Origin of the sequence: Nonomuraea sp. B10E15 (assembly GCF_039871615.1) — a bacterium.
In the GTDB taxonomy this organism is placed as follows: domain Bacteria; phylum Actinomycetota; class Actinomycetes; order Streptosporangiales; family Streptosporangiaceae; genus Nonomuraea.
Genome location: NZ_JBDPMB010000004.1, coordinates 417,086 through 441,232 on the forward strand (window position 1 = coordinate 417,086; position 24,147 = coordinate 441,232).

22 protein-coding genes are annotated in these 24,147 nt (G+C 72.7%); 10 read left to right on the top strand and 12 right to left on the bottom strand.

The annotated features are described in order from the left end of the window. Window positions 1-109: 109 nt before the first annotated feature. Both ABGB14_RS17555 and ABGB14_RS17560 read left to right on the top strand, forming a co-directional pair. Entirely contained in the window at window positions 110-1,018 is a 909-nt protein-coding gene (locus ABGB14_RS17555) for an ABC transporter ATP-binding protein (protein WP_347644719.1), read from the top strand. Between the two features lie 29 nt (window positions 1,019-1,047). Beyond that, window positions 1,048-1,812 carry an ABC transporter permease gene (locus ABGB14_RS17560; protein WP_347644720.1) on the top strand — a complete coding sequence of 255 codons (765 nt, stop codon included), beginning with the start codon at window positions 1,048-1,050 and terminating at the stop codon, window positions 1,810-1,812. 45 nt (window positions 1,813-1,857) lie between these two features. On the opposite strand, the gene ABGB14_RS17565 is transcribed toward ABGB14_RS17560, so the two are convergent. After that, entirely contained in the window at window positions 1,858-3,066 is a 1,209-nt protein-coding gene (locus ABGB14_RS17565) for an MFS transporter (protein WP_347644721.1), read from the bottom strand. A gap of 112 nt (window positions 3,067-3,178) precedes the next feature. Here ABGB14_RS17565 and ABGB14_RS17570 point away from each other — a divergent pair, with 112 nt between their 5' ends. After that, window positions 3,179-4,099: an EamA family transporter gene (locus tag ABGB14_RS17570; protein WP_347644722.1), complete on the top strand. Its 921-nt coding sequence runs from the start codon at window positions 3,179-3,181 to the stop codon at window positions 4,097-4,099. Window positions 4,100-4,439: 340 nt separating this feature from the next. On the opposite strand, the gene ABGB14_RS17575 is transcribed toward ABGB14_RS17570, so the two are convergent. The 7 genes from ABGB14_RS17575 to ABGB14_RS17605 are packed head-to-tail and all read right to left on the bottom strand — an operon-like array spanning window position 4,440 to window position 10,864. After that, window positions 4,440-5,108, bottom strand: coding sequence for a GntR family transcriptional regulator (locus ABGB14_RS17575; RefSeq protein WP_347644723.1), 669 nt, complete (start codon window positions 5,106-5,108; stop codon window positions 4,440-4,442). A 14-nt stretch (window positions 5,109-5,122) separates the two neighbouring features. Further along, window positions 5,123-6,067, bottom strand: a complete 945-nt coding sequence (locus ABGB14_RS17580; RefSeq protein ID WP_347644724.1) for an ornithine cyclodeaminase family protein — start codon at window positions 6,065-6,067, stop codon at window positions 5,123-5,125. Continuing rightward, on the bottom strand, window positions 6,064-7,029 hold the full coding sequence (locus ABGB14_RS17585; RefSeq protein ID WP_347644725.1) for a proline racemase family protein: 966 nt from the start codon (window positions 7,027-7,029) through the stop codon (window positions 6,064-6,066). Before ABGB14_RS17585 ends, ABGB14_RS17580 begins: the two co-directional genes overlap by 4 nt. A gap of 11 nt (window positions 7,030-7,040) precedes the next feature. Further along, window positions 7,041-8,042, bottom strand: coding sequence for a proline racemase family protein (locus tag ABGB14_RS17590; RefSeq protein ID WP_347644726.1), 1,002 nt, complete (start codon window positions 8,040-8,042; stop codon window positions 7,041-7,043). 13 nt (window positions 8,043-8,055) lie between these two features. Further along, on the bottom strand, window positions 8,056-9,471 hold the full coding sequence (locus tag ABGB14_RS17595) for an FAD-dependent oxidoreductase (protein WP_347644727.1): 1,416 nt from the start codon (window positions 9,469-9,471) through the stop codon (window positions 8,056-8,058). Continuing rightward, a complete protein-coding gene (locus tag ABGB14_RS17600; RefSeq protein WP_347644728.1) occupies window positions 9,468-9,710 on the bottom strand; it encodes a (2Fe-2S)-binding protein in 243 nt (80 codons plus the stop codon). Before ABGB14_RS17600 ends, ABGB14_RS17595 begins: the two co-directional genes overlap by 4 nt. Continuing rightward, window positions 9,707-10,864, bottom strand: a complete 1,158-nt coding sequence (locus ABGB14_RS17605) for an FAD-binding oxidoreductase (RefSeq protein WP_347644792.1) — start codon at window positions 10,862-10,864, stop codon at window positions 9,707-9,709. The genes ABGB14_RS17600 and ABGB14_RS17605 overlap by 4 nt, the downstream gene beginning before the upstream one ends. Window positions 10,865-10,976: 112 nt before the next feature. Here ABGB14_RS17605 and ABGB14_RS17610 point away from each other — a divergent pair, with 112 nt between their 5' ends. Next, the gene (locus ABGB14_RS17610) at window positions 10,977-11,963 is read left to right on the top strand and encodes a COX15/CtaA family protein (RefSeq protein ID WP_347644729.1); all 987 of its coding nucleotides are present in this window, start codon (window positions 10,977-10,979) and stop codon (window positions 11,961-11,963) included. A 114-nt stretch (window positions 11,964-12,077) separates the two neighbouring features. On the opposite strand, the gene ABGB14_RS17615 is transcribed toward ABGB14_RS17610, so the two are convergent. Genes ABGB14_RS17615 through ABGB14_RS17630 form a run of 4 tightly spaced genes read right to left on the bottom strand, consistent with a single transcriptional unit; the run spans window position 12,078 to window position 15,627 of the window. After that, window positions 12,078-13,271, bottom strand: a complete 1,194-nt coding sequence (locus ABGB14_RS17615; RefSeq protein ID WP_347644730.1) for a PrsW family intramembrane metalloprotease — start codon at window positions 13,269-13,271, stop codon at window positions 12,078-12,080. Then, a complete protein-coding gene (locus ABGB14_RS17620) occupies window positions 13,258-14,250 on the bottom strand; it encodes a cation diffusion facilitator family transporter (protein WP_347644731.1) in 993 nt (330 codons plus the stop codon). The genes ABGB14_RS17615 and ABGB14_RS17620 overlap by 14 nt, the downstream gene beginning before the upstream one ends. Next, window positions 14,247-14,630: a metalloregulator ArsR/SmtB family transcription factor gene (locus tag ABGB14_RS17625; protein WP_347644732.1), complete on the bottom strand. Its 384-nt coding sequence runs from the start codon at window positions 14,628-14,630 to the stop codon at window positions 14,247-14,249. Before ABGB14_RS17625 ends, ABGB14_RS17620 begins: the two co-directional genes overlap by 4 nt. Window positions 14,631-14,682: 52 nt before the next feature. Next, a complete protein-coding gene (locus ABGB14_RS17630) occupies window positions 14,683-15,627 on the bottom strand; it encodes a heme o synthase (protein WP_347644733.1) in 945 nt (314 codons plus the stop codon). A gap of 257 nt (window positions 15,628-15,884) precedes the next feature. Between ABGB14_RS17630 and tkt the strand changes: the two genes are divergently transcribed. The 6 genes from tkt to pgl all read left to right on the top strand — a co-directional run bounded on the left by tkt (window position 15,885) and on the right by pgl (window position 24,136). Continuing rightward, window positions 15,885-17,993 carry a transketolase gene (gene tkt, locus ABGB14_RS17635; RefSeq protein ID WP_347644734.1) on the top strand — a complete coding sequence of 703 codons (2,109 nt, stop codon included), beginning with the start codon at window positions 15,885-15,887 and terminating at the stop codon, window positions 17,991-17,993. A 6-nt stretch (window positions 17,994-17,999) separates the two neighbouring features. After that, window positions 18,000-19,091, top strand: a complete 1,092-nt coding sequence (gene tal / locus ABGB14_RS17640) for a transaldolase (RefSeq protein ID WP_347644735.1) — start codon at window positions 18,000-18,002, stop codon at window positions 19,089-19,091. Continuing rightward, window positions 19,091-20,716 carry a glucose-6-phosphate isomerase gene (locus ABGB14_RS17645; protein ID WP_347644793.1) on the top strand — a complete coding sequence of 542 codons (1,626 nt, stop codon included), beginning with the start codon at window positions 19,091-19,093 and terminating at the stop codon, window positions 20,714-20,716. Before tal ends, ABGB14_RS17645 begins: the two co-directional genes overlap by 1 nt. A 73-nt stretch (window positions 20,717-20,789) precedes the next feature. After that, window positions 20,790-22,319 (top strand): glucose-6-phosphate dehydrogenase, encoded by a 1,530-nt coding sequence (zwf, locus tag ABGB14_RS17650; protein WP_347644794.1) that lies wholly within the window; start codon window positions 20,790-20,792, stop codon window positions 22,317-22,319. Window positions 22,320-22,380: 61 nt separating this feature from the next. After that, window positions 22,381-23,295 (top strand): glucose-6-phosphate dehydrogenase assembly protein OpcA, encoded by a 915-nt coding sequence (locus ABGB14_RS17655; RefSeq protein ID WP_347644736.1) that lies wholly within the window; start codon window positions 22,381-22,383, stop codon window positions 23,293-23,295. A gap of 67 nt (window positions 23,296-23,362) precedes the next feature. Next, window positions 23,363-24,136 (top strand): 6-phosphogluconolactonase, encoded by a 774-nt coding sequence (pgl, locus tag ABGB14_RS17660; RefSeq protein ID WP_347644737.1) that lies wholly within the window; start codon window positions 23,363-23,365, stop codon window positions 24,134-24,136. Window positions 24,137-24,147 lie beyond the last annotated feature (11 nt).

Consider the following 24,147-nt stretch of genomic DNA (forward strand, 5'->3'; position numbering starts at 1 on the left):
CCGGTCATCAGATATTTCTTGGGGATTTCATGACCCGGACGAGGAACACGCGATCCGGCCGGGCTCACCTGCGGCCGGGACCGCCCGCCGCAGTCCCTAAACTCGTGGCATGGACTCCCCAGCCGTCGAGATCATCGACCTGGTCAAACGTTACGGCGGCACCACCGCCGTCGACGGCCTCACGCTCCGCGCCGAACGCGGGGCGGTCACCGCGGTCCTCGGCCCCAACGGTGCGGGCAAGACGTCCACGGTGGAGATCTGCGAGGGCTTCCGCGAGGCCGACGCGGGCACCGTCAGAGTGCTCGGCCTGGCGCCCGCGCTGCCCGAGCTGCGGCCGCGCGTGGGAGTCATGCTGCAGGCGGGCGGCGTGCCGCCGGCGATGCGCTGCGCCGAGTGGCTGCGCCTGGTCTCCCGCTTCTACGCCCGTCCCCTCGACACCGGCGCGCTGCTCGCCCGGCTGGGGCTGACGGAGCACGTACGCACCCCCTACCGGCGGCTGTCGGGCGGGCAACAGCAGCGCCTGTCGCTGGCCGCGGCCGTCGTCGGGCGGCCGGAGCTGGTCTTCCTCGACGAGCCGACGGCCGGGCTCGACCCGCAGGCCAGGCACGCCTGCTGGGATCTGGTGGGCGAGCTGCGCGGCGCGGGCGTGTCCGTGGTGCTGACCACCCACCACATGGACGAGGCCGAGCGGCTGGCCGACCACGTGGCGATCATCGACAGGGGGCGGGTCGTGGCCGAGGGCAGCCCCGCCTCGCTCACGGGCGCCGAGCGCCAGCTGCGGTTCAGGGCGCGGCCGGGGCTGGCGCTGGAAGAGCTGCTCAACGCGCTGCCCACGGGCAGCGCGGCCAAGGAGTCGCCCGCCGGGCACTACATCATCGAGGGCCTGGTCGGGCCCGAGCTGCTGGGCACGGTGACGGCCTGGTGCGCCTCCGAGGGCGTCACGGCCGACGACCTGCGCATCGAGCGCCGCACCCTCGAAGACGTGTTCCTGGAGCTCACCGGCAGGGAACTGCGATGACCGCTCGGCCCGCACCCGATGGAGGCGCGATGACCACGCTGGACTTCACCCCCGCGCCCGGCGCGGCGCCGTTCCCGCGCATGGTGTTCGCGCAGGCGCGCGCCGAGGTCCGCGCGACCCTCCGCAACGGCGAGCAGCTGGCGCTCACCCTGGTCCTCCCGGTGTTGCTGCTGGCGGGGTTCTCGATGATGCCGCTGATCGACGTCGGCGGCAGCCGGGTCGACTTCCTGACGCCCGGCGTGCTGGCCCTGGCCGTCATGTCCACGGCGTTCACCGGCCAGGCCATCGCGACCGGGTTCGAGCGCCGCTACGGCGTGCTGAAGCGGCTGGGCGCGACCCCGCTGTCCCGAGCCGGTCTCATGCTCGCCAAGACGGCCGCCGTCGTGGCCGTGGAGGTCATCCAGGCCGTCGTGATCGTGGCCGTGGGACTGGCGCTGGGGTGGCGGCCGCACGGGTCGTTCCTGAGCGCCGCGCTGCTCATCGTCGTCGGCACGGCGGCGTTCAGCGGCCTGGGGCTGCTCATGGCGGGCACGCTGCGCGCCGAGGCGACGCTGGCCGCCGCCAACCTCGTCTACCTGGTGCTGCTGGGCGCCGGCGGGGTGGTCTTCCCGCTGTCGAAGTTCCCCGAGGGGATGAGGCCGGTGCTGGAGATCCTGCCGATCTCTGCGCTGACCGGCGGGCTGCGCTCGGTGCTCGCGCAGGGCGTGGCGCTGCCGATCGTCCCGCTGGCCGTGCTGGCGGCGTGGGCGGTGCTGTCGCTCGGGCTGGTCTCGCGCACCTTCCGCTGGGAGTGAAGGGGAGCCCCGGGCGGCGGTGACCGCGAGGCACCCACGCGGGCCTCATCCGGGTTGCGGCCGGGGCGCTTCGGCGCCGAGGGCTCCGTAGCGGCGCCTGGCCAGCGCGGCCACCACGGTCAGCGGGACCGCCGCGACCGCCGCAAGGCCGAACAGCAGCGCGTACCTCCCCTGGTCGGCCAGCGGCCCGGCCGCCCAGGAGGCGGCGGCGCTGCCCACGAACAGCGCCGAGGCGAAGAACGCGATCGTCGTCCCCCTGGCCTCCGGCACCACCGAGGTGGCCCACGTCTGCAGCGACGAGTGCAGGAACGACCAGCCGCCGCCCAGCAGCAGCGCCGTCACGGTCACGGTCGGCAGGCTCACGTGCACGGTCACGATCGCGAAGCCGGCGCACAGCTGCGCGCCGCCCACCGTCATGAGCACCGGCGCGGGCCAGCGTCCCACCAGCCGCTTGACGAGCTTGGACAACGCCCACAGACCCAGCCCGTACGCGGTGATGGCGAGCCCGGCCACGGCGGCGGCGAACCCGGCGTGCTCCAGCGCGGTGGCCAGGAAGGGCATGACGCCGAGCAGGATCGCCCCTTCGACGAACGCCAGCCCGAACACCAGCAGCGCCCATCCGTGCCCGAGCACCGCGCCCAGGTAGCGGCCCACGCCCCGCGCGGCTCCCGCGGGCCCGGCTCGGGGCGGCTCGGGCAGCGAGCGGAGCGCGTACGCGCAGGCCAGCGCGCAGGCGGCGGGCACCACGAAGGCCACCCGCCAGTTCAGCAGGCCGGCGAGCACTCCGCCGAGGCCGGTGGCCAGGGCGGTGCCGAGGGAGGCGGCGGCCATCAGGTCCGTGAGCGCGCGCTGCCGGACCGGCGCCCGGACCGTGTCGCCCACGTACGTCAGGCTGGTGGGGATCACCGCGCCGAAGCAGGCCCCTGCGACGATCCTGGCCGCGACCAGCGCCCCCAGCACGGGCATGAGCGCGGAGACCAGCCCTGCCAGCGCCGCGCCGAGCAGCGCTCCGCGCATCACCCGCACCCTGCCGAACCGGTCGGACAGCAGCCCCCACAGCGGCTGGGACAACCCGTAGGCCAGGTAGTAGCCGCTGGCGGCGGTGACGGACGCCGACAGGGACACGTCCAGGTCCTTGGCGATCAGCACGAGCATGGGGGTGACGGCGAAGCGGTCGAAGCTGCTGACGAACGACGACACGGACAGGGCCGCCGGCGGCCGCTCGATGCTCACGGGGAAGTCTGGGGGTCTCATACGTCCATAGTTCGTTTGTCTAACTAAATGATCGAGTACCACTCTAAGTGGGCAAATGTCGAAGGGCGTCAGTAGGCTCTTGGGGTTGCCCTTTTCACAGGTGAGGAATCCCGTGTCCGCCTTCGCCCTCGACGAACCGTTCGATCGCCGCCCCGGCCTGTCGCGGGCGGGCAGCGTGCTGCGCGCCGCCGCCGACTCGATACCGCCCTCCAGCCTCGTCCTGCTGGGGATCTTCAGCGTGCAGCTCGGCGCCGGATTCGCCAAGGAGCTGTTCGCGGCGCTGCCGCCGAGCGCGGTGGTGTTCCTGCGCATCGCGGCGGGGGCGCTCATCCTGGGCGCGTTCGTCAGGCCGCGGCTCAAAGGGCTGGCCGGACGTGACTGGGCGCTGGGCATCGGCTTCGGCGTGACGCTCGCGGTGATGAACCTGACCTTCTACGAGGCCCTGTCGCGGCTGCCGATGGGGATCGCCGTGGCCATCGAGTTCCTCGGGCCGCTGGGCGTGGCGGTGGCGGCCTCCCGGCGCAGGATCGACCTGCTGTGGGTGGGCCTGGCCGGCGCGGGCGTGGTGCTGCTCGCGCCGTGGGGAGAGTCGGCCTCGGCGAGCTGGGCGGGGATCGCCTTCGCGATGCTGGCGGGGGCCTGCTGGGCCGGGTACATCCTGCTGTCGGCGGCGGCCGGGCAACGTTTTCCCGGCACGAGCGGGCTGTCGTTCGCGATGATCGTGTCGGCCGTGGTGATCGCGCCCGTCGGGATCACGACCGGCGGGGCGGACCTGCTCCAGCCCGAGCTGCTGCTGATCGGGCTCGGCGTGGGGCTGCTGTCGTCGGTGATCCCCTACTCGCTGGAGCTGCGGGCGCTGCGGCGCATGCCCAAGCAGGTGTTCGGCATCCTGATGAGCATGGAGCCGGCCGCGGCGGCGCTGATCGGGGTGCTGCTGCTGAGCGAGTTCCTGCACGTGCAGCAGTGGGCGGCGATCATCTGCATCGTGGCCGCGAGCCTCGGCTCGACGCGGATGGCCGGCCGCGCGAAATAGCGGCGGCCCTCACACGGCGGGATCGCAAGACGGGCCGCCGCGCGCCCGTGGGATGGGGTCTCGGGCGCGCGGCGGGGGGCTCGGCCTCGGTGGGCGGGTGTGCCGAGCCCGGTGAAGGTCAGCGGAGTGCGGGAGTCCGCGTGACCAGGCTGACGCCACCGCCCGGCAGCGGGGATGGCGTGGTCCGGCGGTCCGATGGACCGGGACGACGGGACAGCCGGGCGCCCGCGCGAGGCGCCGCTCAGCCGGCCCGCATCGAGGTTACCCCGATCGGGGAGCACACGATCCCTAAATGTCGGAACTTACCGCTCGGATCACGGGTTAACCCGGATTGTCGGGCTCAGTGCTCGGCCCAGATGCCGCGTACATGACCGATGTGCTCTTCCATGATCTGGGTGACGGCGGCGGCGTCGCCGCTCTTGAGCGCGTCGAGCAGCGCCAGGTGCTCCCTGGCAGAATCGGCCAGGGAGCCCCGCTCGGAGAGCTGGGACAGCCCGTAGAGCCTGGCCCGGGTGCGCAGGTCGCGCACCACGGAGACCAGGTGGGCGTTGCCGCACAGGGCCAGCAGCTCGACGTGGAAACGCAGGTCGGCGTCGACGTACGCCAGCAGGTCGCCCCGCTCGCTGGCCGAGACGATCTCCTCCGCGGTGGGCCTGAGCCGCTCGAACTCCTCGGCCCGCGCGCTGTCGGCCAGCCTGGCCACCGTGGGCACCTCGATGAGCTGCCGGATCTCGGTGAGCTCGTCGAGATCGCGGTCGGACAGCTCGGTCACCCGGAAACCCTTGTTGCGCACCGCCTCGACCAGGCCCTCTTTCGCCAGGTCGAGCATGGCCTCGCGGACGGGCGTGGCCGAGACGCCGAACTGGGCGGCCAGCACCGGCGCGGAGTAGACCACTCCCGGCCGCATCTCACCGGTGATCAGCGCGGCGCGCAGCGCATGAGCGACCTGCTCCCGCAGGCTCTGCCGCTCCCCCACCATCGGCAGGTCGAGCCGGTCGTCGGCGACCATCCCGCCACCCCCTCCTACGTCCAGGCCTCGTAAGCGGCAGCCGCCACCACGAGGTCCTCCCACGCCATGCCCGTGCCTTTGAACACGCGCGGCCCCGGCCCCACGAGCACTCTTCCGGCGATCAGGTCCGCGAGGTTGCCGGCGAGATGACCAGTGGTGATCGTACCTTGGCGGATCGGGACGATCAGGTCACCCGCCTCTTCCATGGCGGCCGCCCTGGCCTCGACGACCACGGTGGCACGCGCGACGAGATCGCCGTCGAGCTCGCGGGCGCCGGGCTCGTGCGACCCTACGGCGACGACGGTGGCGCCGTCGCGGGCGAGCTTACCGGGGAACAGGGGTTCCCTGGCGGTGGTGCAGCAGGCCACGAGGTCGGCCCCCGTCAGCGCCTCATGGCTCCCGCCGTCCTCGGCCGAGGTCAGCGCCCGCGCGTCCAGCCCGAGCGTGCGGCAGTGCACAGCGAGCGCCTCCGCGCGTCCGGGATCGCGCCCGACGACCGTCACCTCCGCGACGGGCGCCACCTCGCGCAACGCCGCCACGTGCCCCCACGCCTGCGGCCCGCTGCCGTACACCACCAGCCGCCGCGCTCCCGGCTCGGCCAGATGGCGGACGGCCAGCGCCGAGACGGCGGGCGTGCGCAGCGAGGTGAGCGCGATCCCGTCCATGGCCGCGAGCGGGGCCAGCGTCTCGCCGTCCAGCAGCAGGTACGTCCCCTGGATCCGGGGCAGCCCCCGCCCGGGGTTGGCCGGCGCGACGGTGGCGGCCTTCACCCCCGCGTACCGCCCGGCCGCGGCGGGCATCAGCAGCAGTTGCCCGGCGGGCACGTCCACGACCGACCGTTGCGGCGTGTCCTCAGGGTCGAGCCCGGCCCTGAGCGCGTCCTCGAGAACCTGTACGGCCCGCGCGGGCGGCACCAGCCGCTCCAGCGTGGCGGCGTCGAGATACGGCAGTGTGCTCATCGCAGGGTGAACCCCGTTCCCATCGGATCGTCGGGATCGAGCTCGAAGGAGTGCCGCCCGGTCCGGTACGCCATGCCCTCGATCTCCGGGACCACCGCGCCCTCGGCGACGCCGGCCACCCGGGCGCGGAAGGTGCTGCCGACGACGCTCGTGTGGATCAGCGGGCCGCGCAGCCCCGAGTCGTGCAGCAGCGCCAGCCGGGCGGCGGTGCCCGACCCGCAGGGCGAGCGGTCCACCTCCCCGTCGGCGAACACCGCCACGTTGCGCTGGTGCGCCACGCCGTCCACGTCGGGCAGCTCGTCGTAGAAGATCACGCCGTAGACGCCGGAGAGCCGCTCGTCGGAGGGATGCCGGGAGGCGGGATGGCCGGCCAGGCCGGCCTTGACGCGCCGGGCGCGCTCGATGAGCGCGGGCAGGTGCCGCGGCTCCACCGACAGCCCCACCGCCGCGGCGGGCAGGGAGGCGTAGATGGCGCCGCCGTAGGAGACGTCGACCGTCACCCCTCCGGCCGGCACGCCGCGGGCGATCACGAACGACGGCACGCTGACGAACGTCACCCCCCTCACCTGGCCCCCGGAGCAGCGCACCCGCGCCGTGACCCGTCCCGACGGCACGTCGACGACCACGTCCGTCTCGCCGTCGGGAGCCGCGTCGGCCAGGCCCTCGCGCACCGCGTGCACGCCCAGCGCGATCGTGCCGTGGCCGCAGGCGGTGGAGAAGCCGTCCTTGTGCCAGAACAGCGCGCCGAACCGCGCGCCGGAGTCGTCGGGCGGGACCAGGAAGCACCCGTACATGTCGGCGTGGCCCCGCGGCTCGTGGCACAGCAGCCGCCGCACGTGGTCGAAGTCCGACATCGCCGTGGAGCGGCGGTCGAGCACGCTGGAGCCGGGGATCCCGGGCACGCCGCCGGTCACGATCCTGAACGGCTCGCCACCCGTGTGGTAGTCGACCGTCGTGATCACGCGCTCTCCGCTCACAGCTCGAATCCGGCGGGGAAGGGGTCGCGGGGGTCGAGGAAGTACTGGGCGGTGCCGGTGATCCAGGCGCGGCCGGTGATCGACGGCACCACCGCGGCGCCGCCGCCCACGGCGGTCTCCTCCACCAGCCGGCCGATGAACCGGGTGCCGATGAACGACTCGTTCACGAAGTCCCGCCCGAGCGGCAGCTCGCCGCGGGCGTGCAGCTGGGCCATGCGGGCGCTGGTGCCGGTGCCGCACGGCGAGCGGTCGAACCAGCCGGGGTGGATGGCCATGGCGTGCCGCGAGTGCTGGGCGTCCGAGCCGGGCGCGGCGAAATAGACGTGGTGGCAGCCGCGGATGCGGCCGTCCTCCCGGTGCACGGGCTCGTCGGCGGCGTTGACGGCCTCCATGGTGGCCAGACCGGCCGCGATGATCTCGTTCTTGGCCTTGCGGTCGAACGGCAGGCCGTAGGAGCCGAGGTCGACGATGGCGTAGAAGTTGCCGCCGTAGGCCAGGTCGTACGGGATCGTCCCGAACCCCGGCACGGTCACGGCGGCGTCCAGCCGGTCGCAGTAGGAGGGCACGTTGCGCAGCGTCACCGACGTGGCCATGCCGTCCTCGACGGCCACGTCCACGGCCACCAGCCCGGCGGGGACCTCCAGCCGCACGGTGGTGACCGGTTCGGTGACCTCCACCATGCCGGTCTCGACGAGCACGGTGGCCACGCCGATGGTGCCGTGCCCGCACATCGGCAACAGCCCTGACACCTCGATGAACAGCACGCCCCAGTCGGCGTCCGGCCGGGTGGGCGGCTGCAGGATGGCGCCGCTCATCGCCGAGTGGCCGCGCGGCTCGGTCATCAGCAGCGTGCGGACGTGGTCGAGGTGGTCGCGGAAGTAGACGCGCCGCTCGGCCATGCTCGCGCCGGGGATCACGCCCACGCCGCCGGTGATCACACGCGTGGGCATGCCCTCGGTGTGGGAGTCGACGGCGTGGAAAACGCGCTTGGTCCTCATCGCAGCCCTTCCGTCACGGGGTCCTCCGGGGTTTCGGGTGAGGGGGTGGATCGTCCGCGAGGGCCGGATCGGTCGCCTCTACGCCCTCGCTGAGCGCGCCGAGGGTGACCGGCTGGGCGATGGGGCGGCGGGGCGGCTGCGGCGGCTCCCCCGCCAGGCACGAGACGGCGTATCCGCAGATGCGGCCCTGGCACCATCCCATGCCCGGCCTGGCCAGCAACTTGATGGAGCGCGCGTCGGTCGCGCCGAGGTCCTGCGCCTCGCGTACGCGGGCCAGCGGCACCTCCTCGCACCGGCACACCAGCGTGTCGTCGCGCAGCCACCCCTGCCAGCCCGGCCTGACGGGGTAGGCCCGCTGCAGCGCCTGCCCGAACGCCCGCCACCGCGCCCGCCGGCGAGCGAGCACCCCGGGCACCCCGGGCCGCGTCCGGGAACCGGCCACGACGGCCAGGCCGGCGATGCGGCCCTCCAGTTCGGACAGCCGCCACCCGCCGACCCCCGTGGGCTCGCCCGCCGCCCAGACACCCGGGACGGTGGTGCGCTGCGCGGCGTCCACGGTGAGCACCGGGCTGCCGTCCACGTCGTGCCGGGTCCGGCAGCCGAGTTGCGTGCCCAGCTCGATCTGCGGCACGAAGCCGTATCCTGCGGCCACGGTGTCGCACTCGACGACGCGGGTGGCGAGGATGTTCCACCCCTCGTCGAGGCGGGCCACGGTGACGGCCTCCACCTCGCGCTCGCCGTGCGCCGCGACCACCGCCTGGCGCGTGCGGTACGGCACCCGGTGCCGGGCCAGGCCCACCGCGTACCGTGCCGCTTCGCCCGCCTTGTCCAGGGCGAGGAGCGGCCGCCTGGCCAGCCCGAGCCCGCTGCCGGCCTCGAACACGCCCAGCACGCGCGCCCCCGCCCCGGCCAGCCCGACGGCCACGGGGAGCAGGAACGGCCCGGTGCCGGAGACGACGATCCGCCGGCCGGCCACGACGCCGCTGCCCTTGAGCAGCGCCTGCGCGCCGCCCGCGGTGAGCACGCCGGGCAGGTCCCATCCGGGAAAGGGCAGCGGCCGGTCGTGCGCGCCGGTGGCGATGAGCAGCCGCCGCGCCCGGAGAGCGACCGGGAGCTCGGCCTCCCTTCCGTCCTGAGCCGGCGATGACCGTGTGACGCAGTGCACGACCAGGGTCCCGTCCGGTTCGCGGGCGGCGCTCCACGCCTGGTGCCGCAGCAGCACGTCGGCACGCTCGCCGAGGGCCCGGCCCTGGCGCAGGAACCGGCCGAGCCCGGGCTCCGCGCCCGGGACGGCGGAGTGGCGGAAGTACTGGCCGCCGAGCCTCGCCCCGGAGTCCACGAGCGCCACCCGCAGGCCCGCCCGCGCCGCCGTGAGCGCGCCCGCGACCCCCGCGGGCCCGCCTCCGATCACCACGAGGTCGTACGTCACGACGTCGCCACCTCGTCCCCGGGCGCGGCCTCCAGGAGGCAGGCCCGCTCGGGCGCCCGCCCGTTGACGGAGATGAGGCAGTCGAAGCAGACGCCGATCCCGCAGAACAGCCCTCTGGGCCGGCCGCCGAAGCGGGTGCTGCGCCACGACCGCACGCCGGCCGCGTGCAGGGCCGCGCCGATCGTCTGCCCGGGGACGACCGGCACGGGCCGGCCGTCGACCGTGATGTGGAACGTCACTGGTCCTCCTCGGAGAAACGTCCGGGCCGGAAGGGGCTCAGGTCGAGGTCGGGCTTCTGACCGGTGATGAGCTGGGCGAGCAGGTGCCCGGTCGCGGGGGCGAGCCCGATCCCCGCCCCTTCGTGCCCGCACGCGTGGTACAGCCCGGCCACGCGCGGGTCGGCGCCGATGACGGGCAGGTGGTCGGGGCAGTACGGCCGGAACCCGCAGTAGGACCTGATGGCCCGCACCTCGCGCAGCGCGGGGAAGAGCGCGACCGCCTGCCCGGCCAGCCGCGCGAGCACCGGCACCGACGTCGTACGGTCGAAGCCGACCCGTTCCCTGCTGGCCCCGACGAGCACTGTCCCCGCGGGGGTGCCCTCGACGACGGCGGACGTCTCCAGCCCCGCCGAGTCGCTGGCGACGTTCGTGACGTAGGCGGCGGTGTAGACCTTGTGCCTGATCAGCGGCTCGCGCAGGGGTTCTGTGACGAGGACGAACCCGCGCCTGGGCAGGATCGGCAGGTCGACGCCCGCCAGCGCGGCCACCTCGCCGCCCCAGGTGCCCGCCGCGTTGATCACCGCGCCGCCGCGGACGTCGCCCCGCGAGGTGCGCACGCCCGTCACCCGGCCGCCGGAACGCGCGACCCCGGTCACCGCGGCGCCCAGCCGCAGGCGCAACGTGCCGCGGCCGAAGCCGCGCGCCCCGTGCCTGAGCAGGGCGGCGGCGGCCAGCATGGGCTGCACCTGGGCGTCCTGCGGGTAGTGCACCCCGCCTGCCAGGTCGCCGGCGAGGTGCGGCTCGTAGTCGCGCAGCGACCCGGCGGGCACCAGGGTGTGCTCGACGTCATGAGCGGCGGCCTGTCCGGCGGCGAGGTGAGCGAGCCGCTCCTGGACCTCGGGGGTCTCGGCGACGACGAGCCCGCCCTTGGCCTCGAACTCGAACCCGCCGTCCCCGCCGTGCCGCTCCGCCAGCGAGCGCCACAGCCGGTTCGACAGGACGGCCAGCTCCAGCTCGGGCCCTGGTTCCTTGTCGGACACCAGGACGTTGCCCTCGCCCGAGCCGGTCGTGCCGCCCGCCACGGGGCCGCGGTCGATCACGGTCACGTCGAGTCCCGCCCGTGCGGCGTAGTAGGCGCAGGCCGCTCCCACCACGCCGGCGCCCACGACGATCACGTCGGACAAACGCCACCACCTCCCCTCAGTAATATGTCACATAGCCAATAACCTTGAGAAGCCCCTTCCGCCCCGTTCAGGGACCGGCCCTCCGGGCCCTTACCATCGATACGTGAAGCTACCCACGGACCATCCCCACCCCCTTGTGCGCCGCCTGTTCTCCTTCTGGGCGCCCACCGAGAGGTCGATGCGCGGCTGGGCCATGGCCTCCGTGGTGGTCAACGCGGGCATCACGGTGACGGGCGCGGGAGTGCGGGTCACCGGCTCCGGGCTGGGCTGCCCGACCTGGCCCAGGTGCACGCCAGACAGCTTCATCCCGGTCGCGCACCCCGAGGTCTCACCGCTCAACATGGCCGTGGAGTTCGGCAACCGGCTGCTCACCTTCCTGGTGCTGGCCGTGGGGGTCGCGTGCGTGCTGTCCGCGCTGCGGATGAAGCCGCGCAGGCGCTCGCTGGTGCTGCTGGCCTGGCTCCAGCCGGTCGGCATCGTGGCCCAGGCGCTGTGGGGCGGGCTGGTGGTCAACACCATGCTCAACCCGTTCACGGTCGGCATGCACTTCCTCATCTCCAGCGGCCTGATCGCCGCCTGCTGGGTGTTGTACGCCCGCGCGGGCGAGGGCGACGCCCCCGCGCGCCGGGTGACGCACCGCGACATCAGGCGGCTCGGGCACGTGCTGCTCACGGCGGTGTTCGTGCTGCTGGTGGCCGGTGTGGTGGTGAGCGGCACGGGGCCGCACTCGGGCGACGCCATGGCCTCCCGCTTCGACCTGGACATCGAGGCCGTGGCGCGCATCCACGCCGACATCGCCTACGTCGTGGTGGGGCTGACGTTCGCGCTGGCGTTCGCGCTGCACGTGAACAACGCCCCGCGCCCCGCGCGCCGGGCGGCGCTGGTGCTCTTCGCGGTGGAGCTGGCCCAGGGCGTGATCGGCTACACCCAGTATTTCCTCGCCGTGCCCGCCATGCTGGTCCTGCTGCACGTCCTCGGCTCGACCCTGGTCTGGATCGCCGCGCTGAGGGTGGTCACCGCGCTGCGCACCCGTTCCCATGAGGCCGCCTCCGCGGGCCCCTCCCCCACCGCGGCGCACGCCGCCGTCTGAGGGGATGAGCCCGGGTTTGGGGCGTTAGGTCCGCCACTCCCCCGCCCCGACGCGCGCGTGATTTGCACGGAAACGTCCGCCGCGCTCCGCACACCACCGCTCCGCGACGTCGCCTCAGCCGGGAGCGCCGGGAGCGTAGCCCGGCGGCGGTGAGCCCCTGGCGACCGAGCCGGCGGGCATCGACCGCGCCGGGAAGTCCGCCCTGGCGGTGCTCATGCACTCCAGCAGCGCCCGCTGCTCCTCGTGGAAGGTCTGCTCGTCGACCACGTGGCGGGCCGCCCGCTCATGCAGCAGGCCCAGCTCGGTGGCGGCCAGCTGGTAGTCGCGCATCGCGCGCAGCCCCCGCCTGCCGCCGTGGGCCTTGGCCCACTGCCTGGCCTGCCGCCGCCGGGTGAACGCCGACAACATGTAGATGTCGGCCTGGGTGACCAGCTTGGTCGGCTCGTACGGCGGGAGATAGCGCTGGATGAGGGCGACGATGCGCCGCCGGTCCCTGAACACCACGCCGATGAGCACGACCAGCACGACCAGCAGCGTCAGGTAGGCCACCACGAGCCCGGGGAAGCCGCCGTAGGAGGCCAGGCCGTTCCACAGGCCGTGCAGGATCATCGCGGCCGACCAGCCGGCCAGGACGGGGAAGATCCGATCGCCGCCGCCGCGCTGGGCCGCGTAGGCGACCGCGACGCCGATCATGGAGCTGAACAGCGGGTGCGCGAGCGGCGACAGGATGCCTCGCAGCACCACCGTGACCGCCAGCCCTTTGACGCCCGAACCGGACAGCGCGGCGATGTAGTAGCTGACGTTCTCGCTCATGGCGAAGCCGAGGCCGACCATGCTCGCGTAGATGACGCCGTCGGTCGGCCCGTCGAGCTCGGCCCTGCGGAACCTGAGCAGGCCCAGCAGCACCAGGCCCTTCATCGTCTCCTCCACCACGGGCGCGCCGAACGTGGCCGCGATGTTGCGGGCACTGGCCTCCGACAGGCGGGCGGTGTCGATGATGTAGTGCAGGTTGAGCGAGTTGACCACGCCGGCGACCAGCACCGCGATGCCCGCGCCCCACGCGAACGCGAAGATCAGGTTGCTGCGCGGCTCCGGCTCCATCCGGTCGAGCGCCAGCACCGCGGCCAGCAGCAGCGGCACCGGCGCCAGCGCCAGCATGAGGGCGATGAAGAACTGCACCGGCGCGCCGTTGAACACCACGTCGAACGAGAACGAGACGAGGGCGCAGATGCCGGTGAGCACCAGCCCGATGATCAACGCGAACGATGGGCGGTCCTTGAACACCCAGCGTGGATCACGGGTCGCCATAGGGTGACCTTAACGGATCAGAGTGCCGGGGTCCGTGCGGGTCGGAGCAGTGCGGGTCAAGGCCGGGCGTGCCGTGGTCGACCTGGAGCGTGGTGTGGCCGATCTCGAAGCGCTCGTGCAGCAGGCGGGCGAGGCGCGTGCGTACGTCGTGGCAGTCGGAGCCCTCCGCCACGATCACGTGGGCCGACAGCGTGGGATAGCCGCTCGTCACGGCCCAGACATGCAGGTCGTGCACCTCCTCGACGTCGGGGTCGGCGGCCAGCACACCGCCGATCTCGTCGGGGTCCAGCCCGCTCGGCGCCGCCTGCAGCAGCACCCGGCCGGAGTCGCGCAGCAGCCCCCAGCCGGCCTTGAGCATGAGGGCGGCCACCACCAGGGCGGCGATCGTGTCGGCCTGGCGGAAGCCGGTCAGCCAGACCACGACACCCGCCACCGCCGTGGCGATGAAGGCGTACATGTCGTTGAGCACGTGCTGGAAGGCGCCCTCGACGTTGAGGCTGCGCCGGTCGGCCCTGGACAGCAGCCAGACGGCCAGCGCGTTGACGGCGATGCCCGCCAGCGCGGTGAACACGACGACGGGCCCCGACACCTCGGGCGGCTCCATGAGCCGGCGCACGCCCTCGTAGACGAAGTAGGCCACGAGCAGAAGCAGCGTCACGCCGTTGACCTGCGCGGAGAGGATCTCGGCCCGCTTCCAGCCGAACGTGTAGGCGCCCCTGGCCGGCCTGGCGGCGATGCGCATGGCGAGCAGGGCCAGCGCGATGGCGGTCGCGTCGGTCAGCATGTGGGCGGCGTCGGAGATCAGCGCGATCGAGTTGGCGATCACACCGGCGATCACCTCGACGACCATGTAGCCGACGATGAGCGCGAGCGCCCCGGCCAGATAACGCCGGTCGGCGTTCGCGCTCAACGCGTGGCCGTGCCCATGTCCGGGCCCGTGCCCATGACCGGGCCCCCGACCGTGATGATCTCCGCTCATCCGGTCTCCTTCAGATGCTCCCGGCTCAGGTCGAGCAGCATGCGGACATGGGCGTCGGCCAGCCGGTAGTAGATCATCCGTCCGGCTCTGCGGCTGGCCACGATCCCCGCCGTACGCAGCAGGCGCAGCGCGTGGGAGACGGCCGTGTCGGTCACCTCGACGGCGTCGGCCAGGTCGCACACGCACAACTCCCCCGCCTCCAGCAGGGCGTAGAGCAACCGGGCCCGGGTCGGGTCTCCGAGCAGGCGGAACAGCTCGGCCAGCCGGGTGGCCTCTTCCGGCGTCACGAGCCGGTCGCGGGTGGCCGCGACCCTGGCGGCGTCCGGCTCCTGCACCGTGCAGCCGTCCAGACCCGTGATAACACCTGAAGAGCTATTCATATGTGCACTATAAAGACCGGGAAGGGCCCGGCGCAACGGCCGGGCGGAGCGTTCAGGCGAGCAGCGGATCGATCGCGACCGCGAGGAAAAGCAGCGCCAGGTAGGCGTTGGACCAGTGGAAGAACCGCATCGGGCGCAGGGCGACACCGCTCTTGCCGGCGTTGAGCCGGCCCAGCAGGCGGTGCACCTCCCACAGGCACACGGCGCCGAGCACGGCCGCCACGACGGGGTAGAACAACGTGGTGCCGGCCACCGGCCACAGCGCCAGCGAGCACAGCACGGTCGCCCACGTGTAGGCGATGGACTCCAGGACGACCCGCCGCTCGGTGGCCACCACGGGCAGCATCGGCACCTTGGCCGCCGCGTAGTCCTCCTTGTAGCGCATGGCCAGCGTCCAGGTGTGCGGCGGCGTCCAGAAGAACACCACCCCGAACAGCACCAGCGGCGCCCAGGCGAGCCGGTCGGTGATGCCCGCCCAGCCGATCATCACCGGCATGCAGCCCGCGATGCCGCCCCACACGATGTTCTGGGCGGTGCGCCGCTTGAGGATCATCGAGTAGACCAGCACGTAGAACAGGATCGCGCCGGTGGCCAGCAGGGCGGCCAGCGCGTTGGTGGTGAGCCACAGGCCCACGGTGGAGAGCACGCCGAGCACGATGCCGAAGACGAGCGCCGCGCGCGGCGACACCTGGTGCCTGGCCAGCGGCCTGCGGCGGGTGCGGCGCATCTTCTGGTCGATGTCACGGTCGACGTAGCAGTTGAGCGCGTTGGCGCTGCCGGCCGACAGGGTGCCGAACACCATGACGGCGACGGACGTCCACAGCGGCGGCAACCCGCCCGCCGCGAGGAACATCACGGGCAACGTCGTGATCAGCAGCAGCTCGATGATCCGCGGCTTGGTGAGCGCGATGTAGGCCTTGACGATCATGCCGATCGAACGCGGCTCGCCCACCTTCGGGGAGGGGGCCGTCGCCTGCCTGTTGGTGAGCACCGTCAAGGCGCTTCCAGCCTGTGCGGGGTCAACGCGTAACCTCTGATTAGAGCGGATCCATGGGTGGGCGCCGTGACGCCTCTGCGAACAACCAAACTGTAGTCGCAGGGTCGGCCGGTCCGGCCAATGGGGGGGCTTGCGCCCCACGTGGGACGCCGGGGTGGAACGGGAATTGATCGTCACCTCCACTCGGTTAGGGTCCCTGTGGGCGGGATAGCCAAACCGGCGTGACCAATGACAACTAGATTCCGGAGATCGAGCACTTGAGCACCGAACTCGTGCCAGCCCTCGAATGGACCGACCTCGACAAGAAGGCGGTCGACGTCGTTCGAGCCCTGGCGATGGACGCAGTGGAGAAGGCGGGCTCGGGTCATCCCGGCACCGCCATGAGCCTCGCCCCCGCCGCCTACCTGCTTTTCCAGCGCGTGATGCGCCACGACCCGACCGATCCCGGATGGATCGGACGCGACCGCTTCGTGCTGTCATGCGGCCACACCAGCCTGACGCTCTACATCCAGCTCTTCCTTTCCGGCTACGGCCTGTCGCTCGACGACCTCAGGCGGCTGCGCCAGTGGGACAGCCTCACGCCCGGTCACCCCGAGCACGGCCACACGGCCGGCGTCGAGACCACGACGGGTCCGCTCGGCCAGGGTCTGGGCAACGCGGTCGGCATGGCGATGGCGGCCCGCCGCGAGCGCGGCCTGTTCGACCCCGGCGCCGAGCCGGGCGCCTCGCCGTTCGACCACCACATCTGGTGCCTCGTCAGCGACGGCGACATCGAGGAGGGCATCAGCCACGAGGCCAGCTCGCTCGCCGGCCACCAGAAGCTGGGCAACCTCATCGTCATCTGGGACGACAACCAGATCTCCATCGAGGACGACACGCTCATCGCCAAGTCGGAGGACGTCGTCGCCCGCTACGACGCCTACGGCTGGCACACCCAGAGCGTCGACTGGACCGAGAACGGCGACTACGCCGAGGACGTCCAGGCGCTCTACGACGCGCTGCAGGCGGCCAGGTCCGAGACCGGCCGGCCGTCGTTCATCCGGCTGCGCACCATCATCGGCTGGCCCGCGCCCAACAAGCGGAACACCGGCAAGATCCACGGCTCGGCCCTGGGCGAGGCGGAGGTCGCCGCCACCAAGGAAGTCCTCGGCATGGACCCCTCCAAGAGCTTCGACGTGCCGGACGAGGTGCTCAAGCACGCCCGCGCCGTCGCCCAGCGAGGCCGCGCCGAGCACGCGGAGTGGGAGAAGGGCTACGCGAAGTGGCGCGCGGCCGACACCGAGCGGGCCGAGGAGCTCGACCGCATCTCCCAGCGGCAGCTGCCCAACGGCTGGGCAGGGGCGCTGCCGTCGTTCGAGGCGGGCGCCTCGATGGCCACCCGCAAGGCCTCCGGCGAGGTGCTCAACGCGCTGGCGCCGGTGCTGCCCGAGCTGTGGGGCGGCTCGGCCGACCTGGCGGAGTCGAACAACACCACCATGAAGGGCGAGCCGTCCTTCATCCCCGAGGAATACCAGACCAAGGAATTCCCCGGAAACCGCTACGGCCGCACGCTGCACTTCGGCATCCGCGAGCACGCCATGGGCGCCATTCTCAACGGCATCGCCCTGCACGGCGGCACCCGCCCCTACGGCGGCACGTTCCTGGTCTTCTCCGACTACATGCGGCCGGCGGTGCGCCTGGCCGCGCTGATGAAGCTGCCGGTCACCTACGTGTGGACGCACGACTCCATCGGCCTGGGCGAGGACGGCCCCACGCACCAGCCGATCGAGCACCTGTGGGCGCTGCGCGCGATCCCCGGCCTCGACGTCGTCCGCCCGGCCGACGCCAACGAGACCGCGTACGCGTGGAAGGCGGTGCTCCAGCACACCGACCGGCCCGCGGCCCTGGCCCTGACCAGGCAGAACCTGCCCGTCTTCGAGGGCACCAGCGCCGAGGGCGTGGCCAGGGGCGGCTACGTCCTGCGCGAGGCCTCCGACGGCCAGCCCCAGGTCCTGCTCATCGCCACGGGCAGCGAGGTGGAGATCGCGGTGAACGCCCGCGACCTGCTGGAGGCGCAGGGCATCCCGACGCGCGTGGTGTCGATGCCGTGTGTCGAATGGTTCAACGGGCAGGACATCGCATACAGGCAGACGGTCCTGCCTGCGTCGATCCGGGCCCGGGTCGCGGTCGAGGCGGGCGTCGCTCTCGGCTGGCACCAGTTCGTCGGCGAGTGCGGCGAGGTCGTCGGCCTCGAACACTTCGGCGCGTCGGCCCCGTACAGGACCGTGTACGAGCAGTTCGGGCTGACGGCGGAGCGCGTGGCCGCGGCGGCACATGCGAGCCTGGCCAAGCTTGGCCGGGAAAAGGGCGAGACGACGGGAAACTGAACGAACATGAGTGAGATCCTGAACAAGCTGTCCGGCCAGGGCGTCGCCATCTGGCTCGACGACATCAGCCGTGAGCGCCTGCGCACCGGCAACCTCGAGCAGCTGATCCGCGAGAAGAACGTCGTCGGGGTGACCTCCAACCCCACGATCTTCGCCAACGCGCTCAGCAAGGGCGACGCGTACAACGCCCAGCTGCACGACCTCGCCGTACGCGGCGTCGACGTGGGCGAGGCCGTACGCGCCATCACCACCTACGACATCCGCTGGGCCGCGGACGTGCTGCGCCCCGTCTACGACGCCACCGGCGGCGTGGACGGCCGGGTGTCGCTCGAGGTCGACCCGCGCCTGGCCCGCGAGAGCGAGAAGACCGTGGCCGAGGCGCGGGCGCTGTGGTGGCTGGTCGACCGGCCCAACCTGTTCATCAAGATCCCGGCGACGGTCGAGGGGCTGCCGGCGATCACGCAGGCGCTGGCGGAGGGCATCAGCGTCAACGTCACGCTGATCTTCTCCCTCGAGCGTTACCGCGCGGTCATGGACGCCTGGCTGGCCGGTCTCGAGGCGGCGCAGGCCAAGGGCCTCGACCTCGGCAAGATCGATTCGGTGGCGTCGTTCTTCGTCAGCCGGGTCGACACCGAGATCGACAAGCGGCTCGACAAGCTCGGCAAGCCCGAGCTGAAGGGCAAGGCGGGCGTGGCCAACGCGCGCCTGGCGTACGCGGCGTTCGAGGACGTGATGAACTCCGAGCGCTGGCAGCGGCTGCGCGCCGCGGGCGCCCGCCCGCAGCGGCCGCTGTGGGCCTCGACCGGCGTGAAGAACCCCGAATACTCCGACACCCTCTACGTCGACCAGCTCGTCGTCCCCGGCACCGTCAACACGATGCCGGAGAAGACGCTCGACGCCACGGCCGACCACGCCAACGTCTCGGGCGACACCGTGCGCCCCTTCTACGAGCAGGCCTGGAACACCATGGCCGCGCTCAAGGAGGCCGGCGTCGACTACGACGACGTGGTGAAGGTCCTGGAGGACGAGGGCGTCGACAAGTTCGAGGCGTCCTGGAACGAGCTGCTCGAGAGCGTCACCAAGAACCTGGTCCCGTGATGAAGGTCTCCTGCCGCGATGAGGAGGTGGCGTCCGCCGCCGCCTCCCTCGCGGGGCGCCTCGTCGCCGGCGGCGTGCCCGCGCGGCTCGCCGCCGGCGACGCCACGCTGTGGGGTGAGGACGCCGATGCGGGCGCGCAGGCCGGTCGGGGCCGCCCTGCGCGCCCGCGAACGCCGTCCCGCGCCTCGCGCGAGCTGCTGCCCGAGCTGGGCAGGCTCGCCGAGCGAGCACGCGCGCAGGGACTGACGAACGTGGTGCTGGCGGGGGCGGGCGGCTCGCCCGCCGCCGCCGAGGTGATCTGCGACACCGACGACGTGCCGCTCACCGTTCTCGACACGACCGACCCCGGGCAGGTGCGCCGCGCGCTCGCCGAGCCGCCGGACGCCACGATCGTGGTCGTCGCCGACGCGGGCGGCTCGGCCCTGGAGACCGACTGCCTGCTGCGGATCTACGAACGTCACTTCACCGACGCGGGCATCGCGCCGGCCGGGCGCATCGTGGTGGTCACCGGCCCTGGCTCGCCGCTGGAGCGGCGCGCGCGTGAGAGCGGCCACCAGGTGGTGCCGGCCGCCCCGGTCGCGGGCGGCCGTGCTCCGGCGCTGTCGGCGTACACGCTGGTGGCCTGCGCGCTGGCGGGCGCCCGCGTGGAGCGGCTGCTCGACGACGCCGAGCAGGCGCTGCCGCTGCTGTCCCTCGACTCCGGCAACCCCGGGCTCGACCTGGGGGCGGCGCTCGGCGGCGCGGCGCTGGGCGGGCGCGACAAGCTGCTGCTCGAAGACCAGCTCTCGGCCATCGCCGGGCTGCCCGGCTGGATCGAGGAGCTCGTCGCGGGGTCCACCGGCAAGCGGGGCAGGGGCATCCTCCCCGTCGTCGGCGCCGACCCCCGGCGCAGTGGCGACGAACTCGTCGTCGCCATCGAGTCCGACGTCGGCGACGTGCGCGTCGACGGGCCCCTCGGCGCGCAGTTCCCGGTGTGGGAATATGCCGCCGCCGTCGCCGGCCTGGCGCTGGACGTCGACCCGTTCGACCGGCCCGACGAGGCCGGCGCGCGCGACGGCACCCTCGCGCTGCTGGCCCTGCCCGACCTGCCGACCGGCGCTCCCGCGTTCACCGACGGCCCCGTCGAGGTGTACGGCGGGGTCACGGCCAAGGACCTGCCCGGGCTGTTCGCCGAGCTGCTGCACACCGTTCCGGCCGGCGGATATCTGTCGATCATGGCCTACCTCGACCGGCTGGCCGCGTTCGACGCTCCGGTGCCCGACGGGGCCGACTTCGAGCAGATGACCGACGCCTGGATGATGGCCGACGCGGCGACGCTGCGGGCGCTGCTCGCGCTGCGTACCGACCGGCCGGTGACCTTCGGCTGGGGCCCGCGCTGTCTGCACGCGACCGGCCAGTATCACAAGGGCGGCCCCCCGAACGGCGTGTTCCTGATGATCACAGGTGCGGTGGCCGAGGACGTCCCGGTCCCCGGGCGGCCGTACACCCTGGGCCGGCTCCAGCTGGCGCAGGCTCTCGGTGACCTCGGCGCCGTGGAGACCCGCGGGCGTCCCGCCGTACGCCTGCATCTGACCGACCGCGCGGCGGGAGTCGCGCACCTGCTCGCAGCCGCACAGGAGGCTTGAGATGACAGACCCGGCAGCACCCGCGGAGGAGGCCGCCACGGTGGCCACCTCGGCCGCGGGCACCTCCACCACCATGGAAGTCCTGGCGGCCAACCCGCTGCGCGACCCGCGTGACAAGCGGCTGCCCCGGGTGGCCGGACCGTGCGTGATGGTGTTGTTCGGCGTGACAGGCGACCTGGCCAAGCGCAAGCTGCTGCCGGCGATCTACGACCTGGGGAACCGAGGGCTGCTGCCGCCCGGCTTCTCGCTGGTCGGGTTCGCCAGGCGCGACTGGAAGGACCAGGATTTCGCCCAGCTGACGCACGACGCCGTCAAGGCACACGCCAGGACGCCCTTCCGCGAGGAGGTATGGAAGCAACTGCGTGAGGGCATCCACTTCGTGCCCGGCGAGTTCAACGACGACGGGGCGTTCGACGCGCTGGCCATGGCCTTGAACGAGATCGACGAGACACGGGGCACCGGCGGAAACTACGCGTTCTACCTCTCGGTGCCGCCGAAGTTCTTCCCCGTGGTGGTCGAGCAGCTCAAGCGGACAGGGCTGGCCGACGCGCCCGAGGATTCGTGGCGGCGGGTGGTCATCGAGAAGCCGTTCGGTCACGACCTGCGCTCGGCGCACGAGCTGAACGAGATCACCACCTCCGCCTTCCCGGAGAGCTCGATCTTCAGGATCGACCACTACCTGGGCAAGGAGACCGTCCAGAACATCATGGCGCTGCGGTTCGCCAACAACCTCTATGAGCCGATCTGGAACCGCAGCTTCGTCGACCACGTGCAGATCACGATGGCCGAGGACATCGGCATCGGGGGGCGGGCCGGCTACTACGACGGCATCGGCGCCGCCCGCGACGTGATCCAGAACCACCTGCTCCAGCTGCTCGCGCTGGTCGCGATGGAGGACCCGACCTCGTTCGACGCCTCCGCGCTGCGCCGGGAGAAGGAGAAGGTGCTCAAGGCCGTGCGGCTGCCGGCCAACCTCGGGCTCAACACCGCGCGCGGGCAGTACAAAGCGGGCTGGCAGGGCGGCGAGAAGGTCGTCGGCTACCTCCAGGAGGACGGCATCTCGTCGGCGTCCACCACGGAGACGTACGCCGCCATCAAGCTGGAGATCGCCAACCGGCGGTGGGCGGGCGTGCCGTTCTACCTGCGCACCGGCAAGCGCCTGGGCCGCCGGGTGACGGAGGTCGCGGTGGTGTTCCAGCGGGCGCCGCACCTGCCCTTCAGCGCCGACGACACCGAAATACTCGGCCACAACGCGCTCGTCATCAGGGTCCAGCCGGACGAGGGCATCACCGTCAGGTTCGGCAGCAAGGTGCCGGGCACGGCCATGGAGGTGCGCGACGTCTCCATGGACTTCGCCTACGGCGAGTCGTTCCTCGAGTCGTCCCCCGAGGCGTACGAGCGGCTGCTGCTCGACGTGATGATCGGCGATCCCCCGCTCTTCCCGCACCAGCGGGAGGTCGAGCTGTCGTGGAAGATCCTCGACCCGATCGAGGAGTTCTGGGCCACGCAGGGCCAGCCGGAGGGCTACGAGTCGGGTTCGTGGGGGCCGGAGTCGGCCGATGCGATGATGGCCCGCGACGGCCGCGTCTGGAGGAGGCTCTAGTGAGCGGACGCGTTGACACATCCGGTACGGCTGTCGCCGCGAGACCGACGGAGGAGCGCCCGTGACGACCTTCATGTTGTCCGACACCACGGCGGGCAAGATCTCGGCGCAGTTCATGCACCTGCGCCACCAGATGGGCGCGCCCGCCATCGGCATGGTGCTGACGCTCGTGGTCGTCTGCGAGGAGCGCCACCAGTACGACGCCCTGCGCGCCGCCACCGAGGCGGCCCGCGAACACCCCTCCCGCATCATCGTCGTGATCAAGCGTGAGGAGGACGAGCCGATCAGGCTCGACGCCGAGCTGCGCATCGGCGAGTCCACGCCCGGCGAGGTCGTGGTGCTGCGCCTGTACGGCGAGCTCACCGAGCACGCCGACTCCGTGGTCAGCCCGCTGCTGCTGCCCGACACCCCGGTCGTGGTGTGGTGGCCGGGCGCGGCGCCCGAGGTGCCGTCGAAGGACTCCATCGGGGCTCTGGCGCAGCGGCGCATCACCGACGCCAAGGGCCTGGACGAGGGCGGCATCCAGTCGCTGGTGACCAGGGCCAAGGGGTACGCCCGCGGCGACACCGACCTGTCGTGGGCCAGGGTGACGCCGTGGCGCAGCCTGCTGGCCGCCGCGTTCGACCAGCCGGTGGGCCGGGTGCACGAGGGGGTCGTGGAGAGCGCGAAGGGTCACCCGAGCGCGCCGCTGCTGGCCTCCTGGCTGTCGGAGCGCCTCGGCGCGCCGATCGAGGTGGCCGACTCGGGCGGCCCCGGCCTGACGTCCGTGCGGCTGCGTCTGGACGACGGCGAGCTGTCCATCTGCCGGAGCGACGCCCGCCTGGCCACGCTGTCGCGCCCGGGGCAGCCCGACAGGAACGTGGCGCTGGCCCGGCGCCACACCTCCGAGCTGCTGGCCGAGGAGCTGCGCAGGCTCGACAGCGACGAGGTCTACGAGGCCGCGGTCAAGCACTTCGCCCGCACGTACAAGGGATGACCCTGCCTCCCCGGGCGGCTCCGGCCGTCCGGGGTTTCCTGCTGATCCTGGTGAGAGAGTAGTGCTCGTGAGCGTGCCCAATGTTGTCGTACACCGCAACGCCGACGTCCTGGCCAAGGCCGTGGCGGCGCGGATCATCAGCCGGCTGGTCGACGTGCAGTCGGCCAAGGGGGCGGCGTCCATCGTGCTGACCGGTGGCACGGTCGGCATCGCCACGCTGGCCGCCATCGCCGCGACGCCCGCGCGCGACGCGGTCGACTGGCGGCGCCTGGACGTCTGGTGGGGCGACGAGCGGTTCGTGCCCGCGGGCGACAGGGAACGCAACGAGACCGGCGCCCGCGAGGCGCTGCTCGACCACGTCGACGTCGACCCGGAGCGGGTGCACGTCATGCGCGGCCCCGACGCGGGCATGACGGCCGAGGAGTCCGCCGAGTCCTACGCCGCCGAACTGCGCAAGGCCGCCAGGCCGGAGGATCACGGGCCGGTGCCGAGCTTCGACGTGATGCTGCTCGGCATGGGCCCCGACTCCCATGTGGCCTCCCTGTTCCCCGGCATGCCCGCGCTCTACGACACGCGCCCGGTGGTGGCCGTGCACGGCTCGCCGAAACCGCCGCCCACGCGCATCTCCCTGACGCTGCCCGCCATCCAGGCCGCGCGCGAGGTGTGGGTGGTGGCCGCCGGAGAGGAGAAGTCGGGGGCGGTACGCCTGGCCCTGTCCGACTCGGGGCACGTGCAGGTGCCGGCGGCGGGCGCCAGGGGCCGGGGGCGCACCCTGTTCCTCCTGGACCGGGCGGCGGCCGGCAAGATCCCGCCGGGGCTCGGCCGTATGGCCTCGCCGTAGCCCAGCAGTTC

Excerpts from the sequence above, each read along its gene's own strand:
- ABGB14_RS17565 (WP_347644721.1), bottom strand. The coding sequence starts at position 3,066 with ATGAGACCCCCAGACTTCCCCGTGAGCATCGAGCGGCCGCCGGCGGCC.
- tal (WP_347644735.1), top strand. The coding sequence starts at position 18,000 with ATGAGTGAGATCCTGAACAAGCTGTCCGGCCAGGGCGTCGCCATCTGG.
- ABGB14_RS17615 (WP_347644730.1), bottom strand. The coding sequence starts at position 13,271 with ATGGCGACCCGTGATCCACGCTGGGTGTTCAAGGACCGCCCATCGTTC.
- ABGB14_RS17555 (WP_347644719.1), top strand. The coding sequence starts at position 110 with ATGGACTCCCCAGCCGTCGAGATCATCGACCTGGTCAAACGTTACGGC.
- ABGB14_RS17590 (WP_347644726.1), bottom strand. The coding sequence starts at position 8,042 with ATGAGGACCAAGCGCGTTTTCCACGCCGTCGACTCCCACACCGAGGGC.
- ABGB14_RS17645 (WP_347644793.1), top strand. The coding sequence starts at position 19,091 with ATGAAGGTCTCCTGCCGCGATGAGGAGGTGGCGTCCGCCGCCGCCTCC.
- zwf (WP_347644794.1), top strand. The coding sequence starts at position 20,790 with ATGGAAGTCCTGGCGGCCAACCCGCTGCGCGACCCGCGTGACAAGCGG.
- ABGB14_RS17560 (WP_347644720.1), top strand. The coding sequence starts at position 1,048 with ATGACCACGCTGGACTTCACCCCCGCGCCCGGCGCGGCGCCGTTCCCG.
- ABGB14_RS17620 (WP_347644731.1), bottom strand. The coding sequence starts at position 14,250 with ATGAGCGGAGATCATCACGGTCGGGGGCCCGGTCATGGGCACGGGCCC.
- ABGB14_RS17625 (WP_347644732.1), bottom strand. The coding sequence starts at position 14,630 with ATGAATAGCTCTTCAGGTGTTATCACGGGTCTGGACGGCTGCACGGTG.
- ABGB14_RS17580 (WP_347644724.1), bottom strand. The coding sequence starts at position 6,067 with ATGAGCACACTGCCGTATCTCGACGCCGCCACGCTGGAGCGGCTGGTG.
- ABGB14_RS17575 (WP_347644723.1), bottom strand. The coding sequence starts at position 5,108 with ATGGTCGCCGACGACCGGCTCGACCTGCCGATGGTGGGGGAGCGGCAG.